We start from the raw sequence: 15691 nt of genomic DNA, 5'->3' as shown, positions 1-15691 counted from the left end.
GCTCTTCACGCGGCCCGACTTTCGGATACGGGCCGGGGCCTGAAATAGTTCCCCAGGATGTTCACCATCCCTGGGCTCCCGTCGACGGGGGTGCATCGGGGGACAAGTAGTGGGGCATGGAGTGCCAGAACTCGTACTGGAATTGAATGGAAGGACCTGGACCCTCGATCCGTCCAGGTCGTACACCCTGGGCCGTGATCCCCAGGGCGACCTGGTGATCGACGACGCCAGGGTCTCGTGGCGGCACGCCACCATCAGCTGGGGCGGCCGGAGTTGGGTCATCGAGGACCACGGCTCCACCAACGGCACGTTCGTGCAGGGCCAGCGGGTCCACCAGGTGGAGATCGGTCCGGGCTCGGCCGTCCACCTCGGCAACGCCACCGACGGCCCGCGGCTGAACCTCGCCGCCGCCGGCGCCCCGGCCGCGCAGCAGGCCGTCCCGCAGCAGCAGGTGCCGCAGGCCGCCCAGCAGCCCGCCCACCTCGGGGTGCACCAGGAGGCCACCCACCAGGGGCCGCCGCAGCAGCCGCAGCAGGGCTGGCAGCAGCAGGGCCGGGCCCCGCAGCCGGTGCCGCACCAGCAGCCGCACCAGGCCGCGCCGCAGGTCCCGCACCAGCAGCCCGGCCCGCAGGGCGGCTTCCCGGTGCACGGGGACCGCAGCCCCACCACGTTCCACCAGCTGAACCTCGGCCGCGTCATGACCATCGGTCGTGCGCTGGAGAACGAGCTGGTCGTCTCGGACCTCCAGGTCTCGCGCCAGCACGCCAAGTTCAACGCGACGCCCGACGGCCGCTTCGAGATCAGCGACCTCGGCTCGCACAACGGCACGTACGTCAACGGTCAGCCGATCCCCAAGGGCGGCACCGTCCTCATCGGCCCCAACGACATCGTCGGTGTCGGTCACTCGACCTTCCGGATCGTCGGCAACCAGCTCGAGGAGTTCGTCGACACCGGCGAGGTCTCCTTCTCGGCCCGCCACCTCACGGTCACCGTCGAGGGCGGCAAGCAGATCCTCAAGGACGTCACCTTCGGCGTCCCCGAGAAGTCGCTCATCGGTGTGATCGGCCCCTCCGGCTCCGGCAAGTCCACCCTGCTCAAGGCGCTCACCGGCTACCGGCCCGCCGACCAGGGTGACGTCCTCTACGACAACCGGAGCCTCTACAAGCAGTTCGCCGAGCTGCGCCAGCGCATCGGTCTGGTCCCGCAGGACGACATCCTGCACAAGGAGCTGACCGTCCAGAAGGCCCTGCGCTACGCGGCCAAGCTGCGCTTCCCCGGCGACACCGCCGTGGCCGAGCGCGAGGCCCGGATCGACGAGGTGCTGCGCGAGCTCAAGCTCGACATCCACAAGGAGAAGAAGGTCACCTCCCTCTCCGGTGGCCAGCGCAAGCGCGTCTCCGTGGCCCTGGAGCTGCTCACCAAGCCGTCGCTGATCTTCCTGGACGAGCCGACCTCCGGCCTCGACCCGGGCATGGACCGCGACGTCATGCAGCTGCTGCGCGGCCTCGCCGACGACGGGCGCACCGTCCTCGTCGTCACCCACTCGGTGGCCGAGCTCGCCCTGTGCGACAAGCTGCTCGTGATGGCGCCCGGCGGCTCGGTGGCCTACTTCGGTCCGCCGGACGAGGCGCTGAACTTCTTCGGCTACTCCACCTGGGCCGACGTCTTCTCCGCCTTCGAGAACTACCGCGACTACGACTGGGCGGGCCGCTGGAAGGGCTCGCAGCACTACCAGATGTACGCGGCGGAGATCGACGCCGTCGCCGCCCAGCCGGTGCAGATGCCGCAGCAGGCGCAGCAGGCGATGACCAAGCCCCCGAAGCCGCAGGGCTGGGGCTCCCAGCTGTGGACGCTGATCCGCCGCTACGTCTCGGTGATCGCCTCCGACAAGGGCTTCCTGGCCCTGATGGTGATCCTGCCGGCGGTCCTCGGCGCGGTCTCGGTGGTCATCCCCGCGGACTTCGGCCTCGGCCGCCCGAAGCCGCCGTCCCGCTTCAACGGTGACGCCGGCACGATCATGCTGATCCTCGCGGTCGGCATGTGCTTCTCGGGTGCCGCCAACTCCGTACGAGAACTGATCAAGGAACGGGTCATCTACGAGCGGGAGCGCGCCACCGGCCTGTCCCGCTCCGCGTACCTGATGTCCAAGGTCATCGTGCTCGGCGTGATCACCGCCTTCCAGGGCGTGATCATCTGCGGCATCGGGTTCTCCACCCGTGAGCTGCCCGAAGAGGGCCTGTTCATGCCGCCGGCGATCGAGCTCTGCGTGCAGGTCATCGCGCTCGGCCTGACCTCGATGATGGTGGGCCTGGTCATCTCCGCCCTGGTGAAGACCGCCGAGAAGACCATGCCGCTGCTGGTCATGTTCGCGATCATCCAGGTCGTGTTCACCGGCATCCTCTTCCAGGTCTACGGCTCGCCCGGCCTGGAGCAGTTCGCCTGGCTGATGCCGTCCCGCTGGGGCATCGCCGGCGCCGGCACCACGCTCGACCTGGCGCACCTCATGCCGCCGTGGGACCACAAGAACCCCGACAACACCGACGCGCTGTGGGAGCACACCGTCGGCCAGTGGAGCCTCGACCTCGGTGTCCAGCTGCTCATGGCCACGGTCTGCTGCGTCCTCGTGGCGCGGCTGCTGCGCCGCCACGAGCCGGAGGTCATGCGGAAGTAGCCACGGCTCCCCGAGCCGCACGACGCCCGAGGGCGGCACCCCTGCACGGGGTGCCGCCCTTCGGCGTGTCCGAGGTGGCTCAGTACGCGCTGTTGACGTTGTCGATCGAGCCGTAGCGGTCGGCCGCGTAGTTGCAGGCGGCGACGATGTTGGCGACCGGGTCGTACTGGTCGAACTTGGTTCCGGCGATGTGGTACGTCTTGAAGGTCGGGTAGATGACCTGCAGCAGACCCTTGGACGGGACGCCGTTGATGGCGTTGATGTCCCAGTTGTTGATCGCGTACGGGTTGCCGCTGGACTCACGCATCACGTTCTTGTAGATGCCGTGGTACGTGCCCGGGATGTCGTGCTTGTCCATGATGAACAGCGCCTCGCGGATCCAGCCGTCGAGGTTGTTCGTGAAGACGGGCTTGCGGGCGGCGGCACGGCTCGCGGCCGCCTTCGCCGCGGCGCGCTTCTTGGCGGCGGCCTTCGCCTTGGCGGCGGCCTTGGCCTTGGCGTCCGCCTTGGCCTTCGCCTCGGCCTTGGCCTTGGCGGCGGCGGCAGCGGCCTTGGCCTTCGCGTCGGCCTCCTGCTTCGCCTTGAGGGCGAAGGTCGAGCTCTGCTCGGCGAGGCCGGCGGCCAGGGCCTTGGCCTGCGGGCTGTTCGCGTTGTACGACCACGCGACCTGCTGGGTGTTCGCGAGGGCCTGGGGCTCGGTCTCGGTGGAGCCACCGTTGCCCTGGACGAGAGAGAAGCCGAGCGCCGCGGCGCTCAGAGCGGCGACGCCGGCGATGGTGGCCTTGTGGGTCTTCTTCAGACCACGACTGTGGCCGGGAGTGTTCGCAGACATGCAGGACTACCTCTTCGAATCGCTGGGGGTCGCTCAGGCCGGGGCGGCGCTGCGCCTGCTCGGCGGCGACGGACGCAATTCTTAGCGGCAGCAAAATGCCGTGGCAAAGGTGTGACGTACGATCCCGGGTAGTGGATCAGGGGGCCCGCGAGGAGGCCGCCGGACCGGTCTCTGACCAGTCCCGACGGCCCCATCTGTCCCTTATCTGTCCACTAGGGTGGTTCGTAAGTGATGTGGGTCCTATGTGCGGGCTCACATCGGGCGGGTAACGGTCTCACCAGACGTTGCGTCAGCAATGCGCACAGTGAGGGTCCTCCTCCGGGAGGACGAGGTGGACGTCCCCGAACTCGTGCCAGAGGTACCGCTCCTGCACCGCCGCGGCGTACGCCCGCCGCAGTGCGGGCCGCCCCGCCACCGCCTCCAGCATCAGCAGATGCGAGGCCTCGGGCTCGTGCAGCCCGGTCAGCAGCCCGTCCACCACCCGCACCCCCCGCTGTGGCGTGACGACCAGATCCGTCCACCCGGAGGCGGCCCGCACCACCCCTCCCTCCCCGGCCGACTCCAGCGCCCGCACGGCCGTGGTGCCGACCGCGAGGACCCGCCCCCCGCCGGCCCGCGCCGCGTTCACCAGCCAGGCCGTCGTGGCCGGCACCGAGAAGCGCTCCGGATACGGCGGCTCCTGCACCTCCGCCGACGCCACGCCCGTGTGCAGCACCACCGGGGCGAACTGCACCCCCCGGCGGACCAGGTCCGCCACCAGCCGCGCCGTGAAGGGCCGCCCCGCACTCGGCATCTCCGCCGAGCCCGCCCCGTCCGGCGAGGGCAGCGCGAACACCGTCTGATAGGCGGCCGGCGGCTGGTCCCGCTCCGTGTACCCGTAACGGATGGGCCGCCCGTACCGGGCCAGCAGCCCCGGCACCTCCGTGTCCGGCCGCGCCCACCACAGCCGGCTCGTCCCCGGCACCAGGGGCTCCTCGAGCACCAGCCGCGCCCCGCCCGGCAGCCGCACCACCGCACCCGCCGGCCCGCCCGGCCGCGGCAGGGTCGTCCCGGGCCCGCGCCCGGCCCCCGTCCGGTGCCCCCTGGCCGGCTCCCGCAGCTCCACCGCCCACCGGCCGTCGTCGCCCCGCGTCGAGAAGTGCACGACCACCGGCACCCCGCCCGGCTCGGCGCCGAGCCGCCCGTCCACGGCCGCGGCCAGCGTCACGGAGGTGTTCACCACCAGCACGTCCCCGGCCCGCAGCAGCCCCGGCAGCTCACGGAACGCCCGGTGCGCCACCTCCGTCCCCCGCGACACCAGGAGCCGTACGTCGTCCCGGCCGCGCCCCGGACCCCGCTGCTCGGCCGGCACCCGCGCCGACAGCTCCTCCGGGACGCGCAGCCCCTCCAGCGCCACGCTCACCCCTCCACCTCCTCCGCGGGCTCCCCGGACGCCGCCGCCGGCTCCGCCGCCGCGTAGCGGCCGCTCGCGGGACGCCGCTCCAGCAGCGCCAGGAAGCCGGGCACCACCGTCTCCGGTGCCGGACGCGGGCCGCGATCGTCCGGCACCGCCGCCGCGTACAGATCCGTCGCCATGTCGCCCGGGTCCACCGCCCACACCCGCAGTCCCGGCTCCTCCACCGCCAGGACCGCCGCCAGCTGCTCCAGCGCCGCCTTCGAGGCCCCGTACCCGCCCCACGTCCCGTACGCCTCCGCCGCCGCGTCCGAACTCACCACCAGCACCGTCCCCGCCGCGCTCTCCCGCAGCAGCGGCAGGCCCTCCTGCACGAGCCCCAGCGCGGCCACCGCGTTCGTCTCGAACGCCGCCCGCAGCCCGTCGAGCGGCAGCGCGTCCAGCCGCACCAGCGGCTCCGCGCCCAGCGCGCTCGCGTTGCTCACCAGCAGATCGAGCCCGCCAAGACCCCGCGCCGCCGCCACCAGCTCCGCGCGGTGCCCCGGGTCCGTGACATCGCCCGCGACCGCCACCACCCGTGCGCCACGCGCGCGTGCGGCCTCCGCGCTCTCCTCCAGCACCTTCGCCGTACGGGCGTCGAGCACCAGGTCCCAGCCGCGCCCGGCCAGACCGGCCGCCAGCGCCCGCCCGAGCCCCTTCGACGCCCCCGTGACGATCGCGACAGGCATCCGCCCCATCCCCTTCCCATCCGTCCCTCGTGGTCCCCGACGGAATCCAGCCTCATCGCCCCCCGCCCCCGCCGCCTCGTCCGGCGGCCCGGACCGCCCAGGGAACTTCGACCTAGGCCCCCGGTCCCGGTCCACCGCCGTCCCCGGGCGGATACGGACCGTCACACCCCGCCGGTACGGTGAACGCATGAGCCATCGACCGAGCTCCGGACTGGCCGCCGTGAGCAGCGCCCTGCTGGCCATGAACCGCCAGATGGAGGTCCGCGACGTCCTCAAGACGATCGTCGCCTCGGCCCGCGAGCTGCTCGACGCCGAGTACGCGGCGCTCGGCGTCCCCGACGACCACGGCGGCTTCGCCCAGTTCGTCGTCGACGGCGTCAGCGAGGAGCAGTGGCGCGCCATCGGCCCGCTGCCCCGCCAGCACGGCATCCTGGCCGCCATGCTCCACAAGGCCGAGCCCGAGCGCCTCGTCGACGTCCGCCAGGACCCCCGCTTCGAGGGCTGGCCCGACGCCCACCCCGAGCTCTCCGACTTCCTCGGCCTGCCCGTCCGTGACGGCGACGAGATCCTGGCCGCCCTCTTCCTGGCCAACAAGCGCTGCCCGAAGCCGGGCGGCGGCTGCGGCTTCACCGCCGAGGACGAGGCACTCCTGTCGATCCTGGCCCAGCACGCGGCCATCGCCCTCACCAACGCCCGGCTCTACGAGCGCAGCCGCGAGCTCACCATCGCCGAGGAGCGCTCCCGCCTCGCCCACGAACTGCACGACGCGGTGAGCCAGAAGCTCTTCTCCCTCCGGCTCACCGCCCAGGCCGCCGCCGCCCTCGTCGACCGCGACCCGGCCCGCGCCAAGGACGAGCTGCAGCAGGTGGCCGAGCTCGCCGCCGAGGCCGCCGACGAGCTGCGCGCCGCCGTCGTCGAGCTGCGGCCCGCCGCCCTCGACGAGGACGGCCTCGTCCACACCCTGCGCACCCAGATCCAGGTCCTCGACCGGGCCCACACCGCCCGGGTCGGCTTCGAGAGCGCCGGCTTCCGCGCCCTGCCCTCCGCCCAGGAGGAAGCCGTGCTGCGGGTCGCCCAGGAGGCCCTCCACAACGCCCTGCGCCACTCCGGCGCCGAGCACGTCACCGTCTCCCTCGGCCGCAGCGGTCAGGGGGCCCGGCTCACCGTCACCGACGACGGCAAGGGCTTCGACCCCACGACCGTACGCAGCGCCGGCCGCCACCTCGGCCTGGTCTCCATGCGCGACCGGGCCGGCGGAGTCGGCGGCAGGCTCACCGTGACATCGGCCCCCGGGCGGGGCACCACGATCGAGATGGAGGTCCCCGGTGGCTGAGAAGATCCGGGTCCTGCTGGTCGACGACCACCAGGTCGTCCGCCGCGGCCTGCGCACCTTCCTGGAGGTACAGGACGACATAGAGGTCGTGGGGGAGGCCGCCGACGGCACCGAGGGCGTCACCGCCACCGAGGAGCTGCGGCCCGACGTCGTCCTCATGGACGTGAAGATGCCCGGGACCGACGGCATCGAGGCGCTGCGTCGGCTGCGCGAGCTCGGCAACCCCGCGCGGGTCCTGATCGTCACCAGCTTCACCGAGCAGCGCACGGTCGTCCCCGCGCTGCGCGCCGGCGCGTACGGGTACGTCTACAAGGACATCGACCCGGACGCCCTCGCCGGTGCCATCCGCTCGGTGCACGCCGGGCACGTGCTGCTCCAGGCCGAGGTCGCCGGCGCCCTGCTCAGCCAGGACGAGCACGGGCAGAGCGGCGGCTCGGGCCGCGGCTCCACCCTCACCGAGCGGGAGCGCGAGGTCCTCGGGCTGATCGCCGACGGGCGCTCCAACCGGGAGATCGCCCGCGCGCTCGTCCTCTCCGAGAAGACGGTCAAGACGCACGTCTCGAACATCCTCATGAAGCTGGACCTCGCCGACCGGACCCAGGCCGCGCTCTGGGCCGTACGGCACGGCCTCACGACGTAGGGACGATCGTTCGCCTTTTCATACCGTCGTGTGGATGTCCCCCGTTCGGCGTAACCCGGCGGGGGCGGCGGCGTTCTCCAGGGCGTGCCGCGGCGGACCGGCCGCGGCGACGACCAGGAGGAACCCGAAGTGAACAAGCTCAAGAAGGCCGCTGCCCTCACCATGGTCGCCGGTGGCATCGTCGCCGCCGGTGCCGGTGTCGCCTCCGCCCACGGCGGTGCCGACGCCCACGGGCAGGCCGTCGGCTCGCCGGGCGTCGCCTCCGGCAACCTGGTGCAGGTCCCGGTCCACGTCCCGGTGAACGTCTCCGGCAACACGGTCAACGTGATCGGCCTGCTCAACCCGGCCTTCGGCAACGGCGCCGTCAACCACTGACCCGCCCGCCCGACCACCGGCCCCCGGACGACCCCCCGGGGGCCGGGCCCGTTTCCGGCCCGCCCGCGCGTCACGGCGCCCGACGGGCGCGCCCGCGGGGACGCCGCCACGCCGCCGGGCACGCCGACCGCGCCCGCGGGGACGCCGCCGCGCCGCCGCGCACGCCGACCGCGGCCCCCACGGGCGGGCCGCCGGGCGACGCCGCCGCGCCGCCGCGCACGCCGACCGCGGCCCCCACGGGCGGGCCGCCGGGGCGCTCCTAGAAGCCCCGCTCCCGCTCCCGCTCCTCCACATACGCGTTGTACGCCGCCACCTGCGCCCGCCGCGCCACCCGCTCCACGGGCCGCAGCGCCTCCCCCCGCGCCGCCATCTCCGCCGCGCTCACCGCGCCGCCGTGACCGTGGTCGTAGGCCAGGTCCACGAGGAGCCCGATGCGCCGGGCCAGCTCCAGGACCCGGACCGCGCGAGCCGGATAGCCCGGGGCCAGCACCTCCCCGCCCCCCTCCGCCCGAGCCCGGTAGGCGTCCCGGGCCGCGTCGGCGGCCGGACCCGCGGCGGCCACGTCGAGCCGGGTCAGGACGGTCGTCGCCTCGCGCAACGCGTCCGACAGCTCCCGCTCCGCCTCGCCCAGCGACGGCACGTCCGCCGGTGGAGCCTCCCGCACCGTCAGGCAGTGCCACACCACCTCGACGTGCAGATCGCCCACCGGACCCGCCTCCGACACCGCCGGCACCAGACCGTACGGCGCGCCGAAGCCGACCGCCGCCTCCTCCGCCTCGAGCGCCCGCGCGTTGAACTCCGGCGGGCCGCTCAGCCCGAGCGGATGCCCCGGCGCGGGAAGGGCCACCCGCCACCCGGTCACCCCGAGCCGCCGCAGCCGCCCGAGCGCCAGCGTCAGGCCCACCGGCCCCGCCTCGCCCGGCAGCCCCTCCACGCGGTGCACCGCGTCCTCCCCGACAATGGCGAGCGCCGCGTCGTCCGGCGACACCGCCCCGGCCAGCAGGGCATTGCCCCAAGCGGCCAGACGTCCTGAGCGTGGTTCCGAAAGCATGCCCCCCAGCGTAGGGACTCCCACCGGCCCCGAGGCGCAAAGCAAGCCCTAAGGACCGGCCCGGCCGCCCGGTGGCGTAGGTTTTCCCTGGACGCCGCGCCCACAGGCGCAAGGCGGTGACACGACTCGACCCCAAGGGGAGACAACACGACCATGAGCGATGTACTGGAGCTGGTGGACGTATCCGTGGTCCGCGACGGACGCGCTCTGGTGGACGAGGTCTCCTGGTCGGTCAAGGAGGGGGAGCGCTGGGTCATCCTCGGCCCCAACGGTGCCGGCAAGACCACCCTCCTCAACATCGCCTCCAGCTACCTCTTCCCCACCAAGGGCACCGCCACGGTCCTCGGCGAGCGCCTCGGCGGCGTCGGCACCGACGTCTTCGACCTGCGCCCCCGCATCGGCGTGGCCGGCATCGCCATGGCGGAGAAGCTCCCCAAGCGCCAGACCGTCCTCGAGACCGTCCTCACCGCCGCCTACGGCATGACCGCCACCTGGCACGAGGACTACGACCCGGTCGACGAGCAGCGCGCCAAGGCCTTCCTCGACCGCCTCGGCATGACCGACTACCTGGACCGCAGGTTCGGCACCCTCTCCGAGGGCGAGCGCAAGCGCACCCTCATCGCCCGCGCGATGATGACCGACCCCGAGCTGCTGCTCCTGGACGAGCCCGCCGCCGGTCTCGACCTGGGCGGCCGCGAGGACCTCGTCCGCCGCCTCGGCCGGCTCGCCCGCGACCCGATCGCCCCCTCGATGATCATGGTGACCCACCACGTCGAGGAGATCGCCCCGGGCTTCACCCACGTCCTGATGATCCGTCAGGCCAAGGTGCTCGCCGCCGGCCCCATGGAGACCGAGCTGACCTCCCGCAACCTCTCCCTCTGCTTCGGCCTGCCGCTCGTCGTCGAGCACGTCGGCGACCGCTACACCGCGCAGGGCCTGCCGCTGAAGTGACGTCAGGGGCGCGGTGACCGCACAGAATCGCGCCCTGTCCCGTACAGCCCCACCGCCCTACCATGACCATGTGGACATCGACGCATGGATCTGGTGGCTGATCGGCGCGGTGGGGCTCGGCATTCCCCTCGTTCTCACCGCGATGCCCGAGTTCGGCATGCTGGCCGTCGGCGCCGTCGCGGGAGCCGTCACCGCGGCCCTCGGCTTCGGCATCGTCGCCCAGGTCGTCGTGTTCGCCGTCGTGTCCGTCGCCCTCATCGCCGCGGTCCGCCCCATCGCCGCACGGCACCGCGACGGCCGCCCCGGACTCGCCACCGGCATCGACGCCCTGAAAGGACGTCAAGCCGTCGTGCTGGAGAGGGTCGACGGCTCCGGAGGACGTATCAAGCTGGCCGGCGAGGTCTGGTCCGCCCGCACCCTCGACTCCGCACAGAGCTTCGATCCCGGCGAACAGGTCGACGTCGTCGACATCGACGGAGCCACGGCCGTCGTGATGTGACCGAACCTCGCCCATGACCCTCCGCGGTCTGGGAAACTCGATCATCGAGATCATCATCTGGTCATCTACCCGGCAGCGAAGGGCACAGGGAACACGATGTCAGCAGTCATCATCGTCCTGATCATTCTGGTGGTGCTTGTCTTCATCGCCCTGATCAAGACCATCCAGGTCATCCCGCAGGCGAGCGCCGCGATCGTGGAGCGCTTCGGGCGCTACACCCGCACGCTCAACGCGGGCCTGAACATCGTCGTCCCGTTCATCGACCGCATCCGCAACCGGATCGACCTCCGCGAGCAGGTCGTCCCCTTCCCGCCGCAGCCGGTCATCACGCAGGACAACCTGGTCGTCAACATCGACACCGTCATCTACTACCAGGTGACCGACGCCCGCGCCGCCACCTACGAGGTCGCCAGCTACATCCAGGCCATCGAGCAGCTCACCGTCACCACCCTCCGCAACATCATCGGCGGCATGGACCTGGAGCGGACCCTCACCTCCCGCGAGGAGATCAACGCGGCCCTCCGCGGCGTCCTCGACGAGGCCACCGGCAAGTGGGGCATCCGCGTCAACCGCGTCGAGCTCAAGGCGATCGAACCGCCCACCTCCATCCAGGACTCGATGGAGAAGCAGATGCGCGCCGACCGCGACAAGCGCGCCGCGATCCTCACCGCCGAGGGCATCCGCCAGTCGCAGATCCTCACCGCCGAGGGCGAGAAGCAGTCCGCGATCCTGCGCGCCGAAGGCGAGGCCAAGGCCGCCGCGCTCAAGGCCGAGGGCGAGGCCCAGGCCGTCCGCACGGTCTTCGAGGCCATCCACGCGGGCGACCCCGACCAGAAGCTCCTCTCGTACCAGTACCTCCAGATGCTCCCGAAGATCGCCGCAGGCGACGCCAACAAGCTCTGGATCGTGCCCAGCGAGATCGGCGACGCCCTGAAGGGCCTCTCCGGCGCCTTCGGCAACGTCGCGCCCGGCGTCCCCGGCTTCAACACCAAGAGCTCCCCGTCCGTCGACATCCCCGCCCGCCGCGAGGAACCCCCCGTTGACTGACACGTACACGTAATCTCGTGCATGATCGGTGCGAGCCCCTCGACCCCGGATCCCCCGGAGCGGGGAGGCGACTCACCGAACCCGTAAGGAGATGGCTTTGTCCATCTGGGACATGCTCGCGGTCTTCGCGGCAGGCACAGCCGCCGGCACCATCAACACCATCGTGGGATCGGGAACGCTGATCACGTTCCCGGTCCTCCTCGCCACCGGCCTCCCCCCGATCACCGCGAACGTCTCCAACGCCCTCGGCCTCGTCCCCGGATCCATCAGCGGAGCCATCGGCTACCGCAGCGAACTCAAGGGCCAGACCACCCGCGTCCTCCGCCTCGGCACCGCCGCCCTCCTCGGCGGACTCGTCGGCGCCGTCCTGCTCCTGGCCCTGCCGTCCGACGCCTTCGACGCGATCGTCCCCGTCCTCATCGGCATCGCCCTGGTCCTCGTCCTCCTGCAGCCCCGCATCGCGGCCGCCGTCCAGCGCCGCCGCGAGGCCAAGGGCACCGAGGCCCACCCCGACGGCGGCCCCGCCCTCCTCGTCGGACTCTTCCTCGCCAGCATCTACGGCGGCTACTTCGGCGCCGCCCAAGGCGTCCTGTACCTCTCGCTGATGGGCCTGCTGCTCCACGACACCCTGCAGCGCGTCAACGCCGTCAAGAACATCCTCGGCGCCGTCGTCAACGGCGTCGCCGCCGTCTTCTTCCTCTTCGTCGCCGACTTCGACTGGACCGCCGTCCTCCTCATCGCCGTCGGCTCCACCATCGGCGGCCAGATCGGCGCCAAGGTCGGCCGGCGCCTGCCGCCCACCGTCCTGCGCGGGGTCATCATCGCCGTCGGCATCGTCGCCATCCTCCAACTCACCCTGAGGTGACCCCCCGGAAACGACGGAGGGCCCGCCCCGGAAGGGGCGGACCCTCACGCCGTACGCACAGCGCCCGACACAGCGGAAGCGCGCGACTCACCGCACCGGCACAGCCGCACGACAGAGCCGACGCCCCGCCCTACGCGGCCTGCCCGGCCAGCCAGTCCGGCAGCTCCGACCGCTCGGCCGCCCTCAGCGCCAGCAGCATCGCGTCCTGCGGCGTCGGCACGAACGGCTGGTGCAGCAGCGGCATCCCCGCCTGCTCCGGAGTACGGTCCGCCTTGCGGTGGTTGTCCTCCGCGCACGAGGCGACCGTGTTCAGCCAGTGGTCCCCGCCCCCCTGCGCCCGCGGCACCACATGGTCCACGGTCGTGGCACGCTTCCCGCAGTACGCGCACCGGTGCTGGTCCCGCACCAGCACCCCCCGCCTCGACCACGGAGCCTGTCTTCGGAACGGCACCCGTACGTAGCGGCAGAGCCTGATCACACGGGGCACCGGCATGTCCACGGCGGCCGCCCGCACCCGAAGGCCGGGATGCTCCTGCTCCACGACGGCCTTGTCCTGCAGGACAAGCACCACCGCACGGTTGAGTGTCACCGTCGAAAGCGGCTCGAAGCTCGCGTTCAGTACCAGCGTGTCCCGCATTGTGCCCACCTCCCGTGTGCCGGCCCCAGCCCCCCGTCTAGAGGCTCCGGGCTTGGATCAACTCTGGCCGGGCGCGCCGGGTAGGACAACGCAATATCCGCGCAAAGAAAGATGCCCGCTTCTGATCTCTCCAAGACCAGAAGCGGGCAAACAAGAAGCGAAGCTCTCCCTACGCGGGAATCTCGTACTCCGCGACGAGCTGGGCACGCCCCAGGGTGTGGAAGCGCAGATGGAAGCCGACGGCGGCCGGCGAGGTGTCGGCGTCGGGGCCGAGCTTCTCCCGGTCCACCGCGTACACCGTGAAGACGTAACGGTGCGGACCGTCCCCGGGCGGCGGGGCCGCCCCGCCGAAGTCCCGGGAGCCGTAGTCGTTCCGGGCCTGCACGGCACCCGCCGGCAGCCCCTCGAACGCGCCCGTACCCGCGCCCGCCGGCAGCTCGGTCACCGACGCCGGGATGTCGAAGACCACCCAGTGCCAGAAGCCGCTTCCCGTCGGCGCGTCCGGGTCGAAGCACGTCACCGCGAAGCTCTTCGTCTCCGCCGGGAAACCCTCCCAGCGCAGCTGCGGAGAGGTGTTCCCCTCCGCGTACACCTGAGCGTCCTTCAGGACCCCACCCTCGACGACGTCGTCGCTCACCACCGTGAACGACGCCACCGGCGGGTGGAAGTCATGGGGAAGCGGAGCCCTCTTGCCCTCGGCCACGTCTCAACCTCCTGTCGCTAGCTGCCCTACGGCACCGAGCCTAGAGCCAGTTGCGACGCCCGCCGACCTCCGCCAGCCACTGGTTCAGATACGCCGCCCAGTCGGTGGTGTGGAAGTCGTGCAGGCCGACCGTGAAGGAGCGGTACGAGTCACTGCCCTCGCTGAAGAGGCCCGGCTTCTTGTCCATCTCCAGGACGACGTCCATCTCCCGGTCGTCCGCGACGAAGGTCACCTCGACCTGGTTCAGCCCCCGGTACTGCGCCGGCGCGAAGAACTCGATCTCCTGGTAGAAGGGCAGCTTCTGCCGCGTCCCGCGGATGTGACCGCGCTCCATGTCCGCGTTCTTGAAGCGGAAGCCCAGCTGGATGAAGGCGTCCAGGATGGCCTGCTGCGCCGGCATCGGGTGCACGTTGATCGGGTCCAGGTCGCCCGAGTCCACCGCGCGGGCGATCTCCAGCTCCGTCGTCACCCCGATGTGCATCCCGCGCAGCTGCTGGCCCGCGATCGCGGTGACCGGCGTCTCCCAGGGGATCTCCAGACCGAACGGCACCACGTGCACCGCGCCGGCCTGCACCTCGAAGGCCCCGCCGAGACGCACCTTCACGAACTCGACGTCCTGCTTGTACTCCTGGTCGTTGCCCTCGACCTCGACGCGCGCCTGCAGACCGACGGAAAGCCCCTCGATCTGCTGGGCGACCGAGCCGCCCTGGATCCGCACCTCACCCTGGACGACGCCACCCGGGACGACGTTCTCCTCGGTGAGCACAGTCTCCACGGACGCCCCGCCGGCACCCAGGCTCGCGAGCAGCTTCTTGAACCCCATGTCCTGCGTCCTCTCCTTGATGGTCTGACCTCTTCATACGCGCAACGAAGGTAGCCGGTTCCCCGTACCCTCGGACGCCATGAGCGAGAGCCCCGACCGTACGCCGCTCCCGCGGAGCTTCTTCGACCGCCCGGTACTGGAGGTCGCCCCCGATCTGCTCGGCCGCATCCTCGTACGTAACGCCCCCGAAGGGCGTGTGGAACTCCGCCTCACCGAGGTGGAGGCCTACGCCGGCGCGGTCGACCCCGGCTCCCACGCCTTCCGCGGCCGCACCGCCCGCAACGCCGTCATGTTCGGACCACCCGGACACGCGTACGTCTACTTCACCTACGGCATGTGGCACTGCCTGAACCTGGTGTGCGGTCCCGAGGGCGAGGCGAGCGGAGTCCTGCTCCGCGCGGGGGAGATCCTCACGGGCACGGAAGAAGCCAGGAAACGACGCCGCTCGGCCCGCTACGACAACGAGCTCGCGAAGGGGCCGGCCCGGCTCGCCACCGCCCTCGACGTCGCCCGCAGCCTCGACGGCACCGACGCCTGCGCCGGCCCGGACGCCCCCCTGGCCCTGCTCGCCGGCTCGCCGCCGCTCCCCGACCTGGTCCGCAACGGTCCCCGGACGGGAGTGGGCGGCGACGGCGCCCCCCATCCCTGGCGCTTCTGGATCGACGGCGACCCCACGGTGAGTCCCTACCGCGCCCACACACCGAGGAGGCGCGCGGCCTCGGGCTCGGCTTGACTCGGGTCCCGGAGATGCGTAATGTGGCCCGAGCCGCTTGAGACGGGAAGTGCTTGCTCAAGCCTCCTGGAAGCGGCCATCCACTACTTACAACGATTCCCGACGGGGCCTATTTCGGCATTCCGAAATCTGTTCCAAGTGGCTCGATTATGAGTCGCCAGGGAAATCCGCTAACGTAGTGGACACGCCGGAAGGCCTCGGAAAGGAAGACGAAAGTCGGAAATCCAAGACCGGAAAGCACCGAGGAAATCGGGTCGGAAAGATCTGATAGAGTCGGAAACGAAGGAAGCGCCCGGAGGAAAGCCCGAGAGGGTGAGTACGAAGGAAGCGTCCGCACCTTGAGAACTCAACAGCGTGCCAAAAATCAACGCCAGATTAGTTGATACCCCGTCCATCTTCGGATGGTCGAG

The 15691-nt window shown here is 71.6% G+C and carries 16 protein-coding genes; 9 read left to right on the top strand and 7 right to left on the bottom strand.

The window, feature by feature from the left end; all coding sequences use genetic code 11:
* Positions 1 to 109: 109 nt before the first annotated feature.
* Positions 110 to 2671, top strand: a complete 2562-nt coding sequence (locus ACGF1Z_RS05890) for an FHA domain-containing protein (RefSeq protein ID WP_393000407.1) — start codon at positions 110 to 112, stop codon at positions 2669 to 2671.
* 79 nt (positions 2672 to 2750) lie between these two features.
* Here ACGF1Z_RS05890 and ACGF1Z_RS05885 read toward each other — a convergent pair whose 3' ends face one another.
* The 3 genes from ACGF1Z_RS05885 to ACGF1Z_RS05875 form a co-directional block, all read right to left on the bottom strand.
* Positions 2751 to 3503 carry a transglycosylase SLT domain-containing protein gene (locus tag ACGF1Z_RS05885; RefSeq protein ID WP_393000405.1) on the bottom strand — a complete coding sequence of 251 codons (753 nt, stop codon included), beginning with the start codon at positions 3501 to 3503 and terminating at the stop codon, positions 2751 to 2753.
* 289 nt (positions 3504 to 3792) lie between these two features.
* Entirely contained in the window at positions 3793 to 4905 is a 1113-nt protein-coding gene (locus tag ACGF1Z_RS05880) for an S-adenosylmethionine:tRNA ribosyltransferase-isomerase (protein WP_393000403.1), read from the bottom strand.
* Positions 4902 to 5624 carry an SDR family NAD(P)-dependent oxidoreductase gene (locus ACGF1Z_RS05875; RefSeq protein ID WP_393000401.1) on the bottom strand — a complete coding sequence of 241 codons (723 nt, stop codon included), beginning with the start codon at positions 5622 to 5624 and terminating at the stop codon, positions 4902 to 4904. Before ACGF1Z_RS05875 ends, ACGF1Z_RS05880 begins: the two co-directional genes overlap by 4 nt.
* A gap of 187 nt (positions 5625 to 5811) precedes the next feature.
* On the opposite strand from ACGF1Z_RS05875, the gene ACGF1Z_RS05870 reads away from it, so the two are divergent.
* The 3 genes from ACGF1Z_RS05870 (at position 5812) to ACGF1Z_RS05860 (ending at position 7972) form a co-directional block, all read left to right on the top strand.
* On the top strand, positions 5812 to 6957 hold the full coding sequence (locus ACGF1Z_RS05870) for a GAF domain-containing sensor histidine kinase (protein ID WP_393000399.1): 1146 nt from the start codon (positions 5812 to 5814) through the stop codon (positions 6955 to 6957).
* Positions 6950 to 7597 carry a response regulator gene (locus ACGF1Z_RS05865; protein ID WP_393000397.1) on the top strand — a complete coding sequence of 216 codons (648 nt, stop codon included), beginning with the start codon at positions 6950 to 6952 and terminating at the stop codon, positions 7595 to 7597. The genes ACGF1Z_RS05870 and ACGF1Z_RS05865 overlap by 8 nt, the downstream gene beginning before the upstream one ends.
* A 129-nt stretch (positions 7598 to 7726) precedes the next feature.
* On the top strand, positions 7727 to 7972 hold the full coding sequence (locus ACGF1Z_RS05860; RefSeq protein WP_393000395.1) for a chaplin: 246 nt from the start codon (positions 7727 to 7729) through the stop codon (positions 7970 to 7972).
* 259 nt (positions 7973 to 8231) lie between these two features.
* Here ACGF1Z_RS05860 and ACGF1Z_RS05855 read toward each other — a convergent pair whose 3' ends face one another.
* The gene (locus ACGF1Z_RS05855) at positions 8232 to 9023 is read right to left on the bottom strand and encodes a hypothetical protein (RefSeq protein WP_393000393.1); all 792 of its coding nucleotides are present in this window, start codon (positions 9021 to 9023) and stop codon (positions 8232 to 8234) included.
* Between the two features lie 153 nt (positions 9024 to 9176).
* Between ACGF1Z_RS05855 and ACGF1Z_RS05850 the strand changes: the two genes are divergently transcribed.
* The 4 genes from ACGF1Z_RS05850 to ACGF1Z_RS05835 all read left to right on the top strand — a co-directional run bounded on the left by ACGF1Z_RS05850 (position 9177) and on the right by ACGF1Z_RS05835 (position 12385).
* Positions 9177 to 9974, top strand: coding sequence for an ABC transporter ATP-binding protein (locus ACGF1Z_RS05850; RefSeq protein WP_393000391.1), 798 nt, complete (start codon positions 9177 to 9179; stop codon positions 9972 to 9974).
* A 70-nt stretch (positions 9975 to 10044) separates the two neighbouring features.
* Positions 10045 to 10473, top strand: a complete 429-nt coding sequence (locus ACGF1Z_RS05845) for an NfeD family protein (protein ID WP_393000389.1) — start codon at positions 10045 to 10047, stop codon at positions 10471 to 10473.
* 96 nt (positions 10474 to 10569) lie between these two features.
* Entirely contained in the window at positions 10570 to 11520 is a 951-nt protein-coding gene (locus ACGF1Z_RS05840; RefSeq protein ID WP_393000387.1) for an SPFH domain-containing protein, read from the top strand.
* Between the two features lie 91 nt (positions 11521 to 11611).
* Positions 11612 to 12385, top strand: a complete 774-nt coding sequence (locus ACGF1Z_RS05835) for a sulfite exporter TauE/SafE family protein (protein ID WP_393000385.1) — start codon at positions 11612 to 11614, stop codon at positions 12383 to 12385.
* A 130-nt stretch (positions 12386 to 12515) separates the two neighbouring features.
* On the opposite strand, the gene ACGF1Z_RS05830 is transcribed toward ACGF1Z_RS05835, so the two are convergent.
* From ACGF1Z_RS05830 to ACGF1Z_RS05820, 3 genes are all read right to left on the bottom strand, one after another.
* Positions 12516 to 13022, bottom strand: coding sequence for an HNH endonuclease (locus tag ACGF1Z_RS05830; protein ID WP_384413332.1), 507 nt, complete (start codon positions 13020 to 13022; stop codon positions 12516 to 12518).
* A gap of 169 nt (positions 13023 to 13191) precedes the next feature.
* A complete protein-coding gene (locus ACGF1Z_RS05825) occupies positions 13192 to 13725 on the bottom strand; it encodes a YbhB/YbcL family Raf kinase inhibitor-like protein (protein ID WP_393000382.1) in 534 nt (177 codons plus the stop codon).
* 40 nt (positions 13726 to 13765) lie between these two features.
* On the bottom strand, positions 13766 to 14548 hold the full coding sequence (locus tag ACGF1Z_RS05820) for a sporulation protein (RefSeq protein WP_393000380.1): 783 nt from the start codon (positions 14546 to 14548) through the stop codon (positions 13766 to 13768).
* Positions 14549 to 14627: 79 nt separating this feature from the next.
* On the opposite strand from ACGF1Z_RS05820, the gene ACGF1Z_RS05815 reads away from it, so the two are divergent.
* A complete protein-coding gene (locus ACGF1Z_RS05815) occupies positions 14628 to 15281 on the top strand; it encodes a DNA-3-methyladenine glycosylase (RefSeq protein WP_393000378.1) in 654 nt (217 codons plus the stop codon).
* The last annotated feature ends 410 nt before the right edge of the window (positions 15282 to 15691 follow it).

Source organism: Streptomyces sp. NPDC048018 (assembly GCF_043202995.1).
Classification (GTDB): domain Bacteria; phylum Actinomycetota; class Actinomycetes; order Streptomycetales; family Streptomycetaceae; genus Streptomyces.
This window is presented reverse-complemented; position numbering and strand designations above follow the sequence as displayed.

Excerpts from the sequence above, each read along its gene's own strand:
- ACGF1Z_RS05850 (WP_393000391.1), top strand. The coding sequence starts at position 9,177 with ATGAGCGATGTACTGGAGCTGGTGGACGTATCCGTGGTCCGCGACGGA.
- ACGF1Z_RS05835 (WP_393000385.1), top strand. The coding sequence starts at position 11,612 with ATGGCTTTGTCCATCTGGGACATGCTCGCGGTCTTCGCGGCAGGCACA.
- ACGF1Z_RS05855 (WP_393000393.1), bottom strand. The coding sequence starts at position 9,023 with ATGCTTTCGGAACCACGCTCAGGACGTCTGGCCGCTTGGGGCAATGCC.
- ACGF1Z_RS05830 (WP_384413332.1), bottom strand. The coding sequence starts at position 13,022 with ATGCGGGACACGCTGGTACTGAACGCGAGCTTCGAGCCGCTTTCGACG.
- ACGF1Z_RS05820 (WP_393000380.1), bottom strand. The coding sequence starts at position 14,548 with ATGGGGTTCAAGAAGCTGCTCGCGAGCCTGGGTGCCGGCGGGGCGTCC.
- ACGF1Z_RS05875 (WP_393000401.1), bottom strand. The coding sequence starts at position 5,624 with ATGCCTGTCGCGATCGTCACGGGGGCGTCGAAGGGGCTCGGGCGGGCG.
- ACGF1Z_RS05815 (WP_393000378.1), top strand. The coding sequence starts at position 14,628 with ATGAGCGAGAGCCCCGACCGTACGCCGCTCCCGCGGAGCTTCTTCGAC.
- ACGF1Z_RS05870 (WP_393000399.1), top strand. The coding sequence starts at position 5,812 with ATGAGCCATCGACCGAGCTCCGGACTGGCCGCCGTGAGCAGCGCCCTG.
- ACGF1Z_RS05885 (WP_393000405.1), bottom strand. The coding sequence starts at position 3,503 with ATGTCTGCGAACACTCCCGGCCACAGTCGTGGTCTGAAGAAGACCCAC.
- ACGF1Z_RS05840 (WP_393000387.1), top strand. The coding sequence starts at position 10,570 with ATGTCAGCAGTCATCATCGTCCTGATCATTCTGGTGGTGCTTGTCTTC.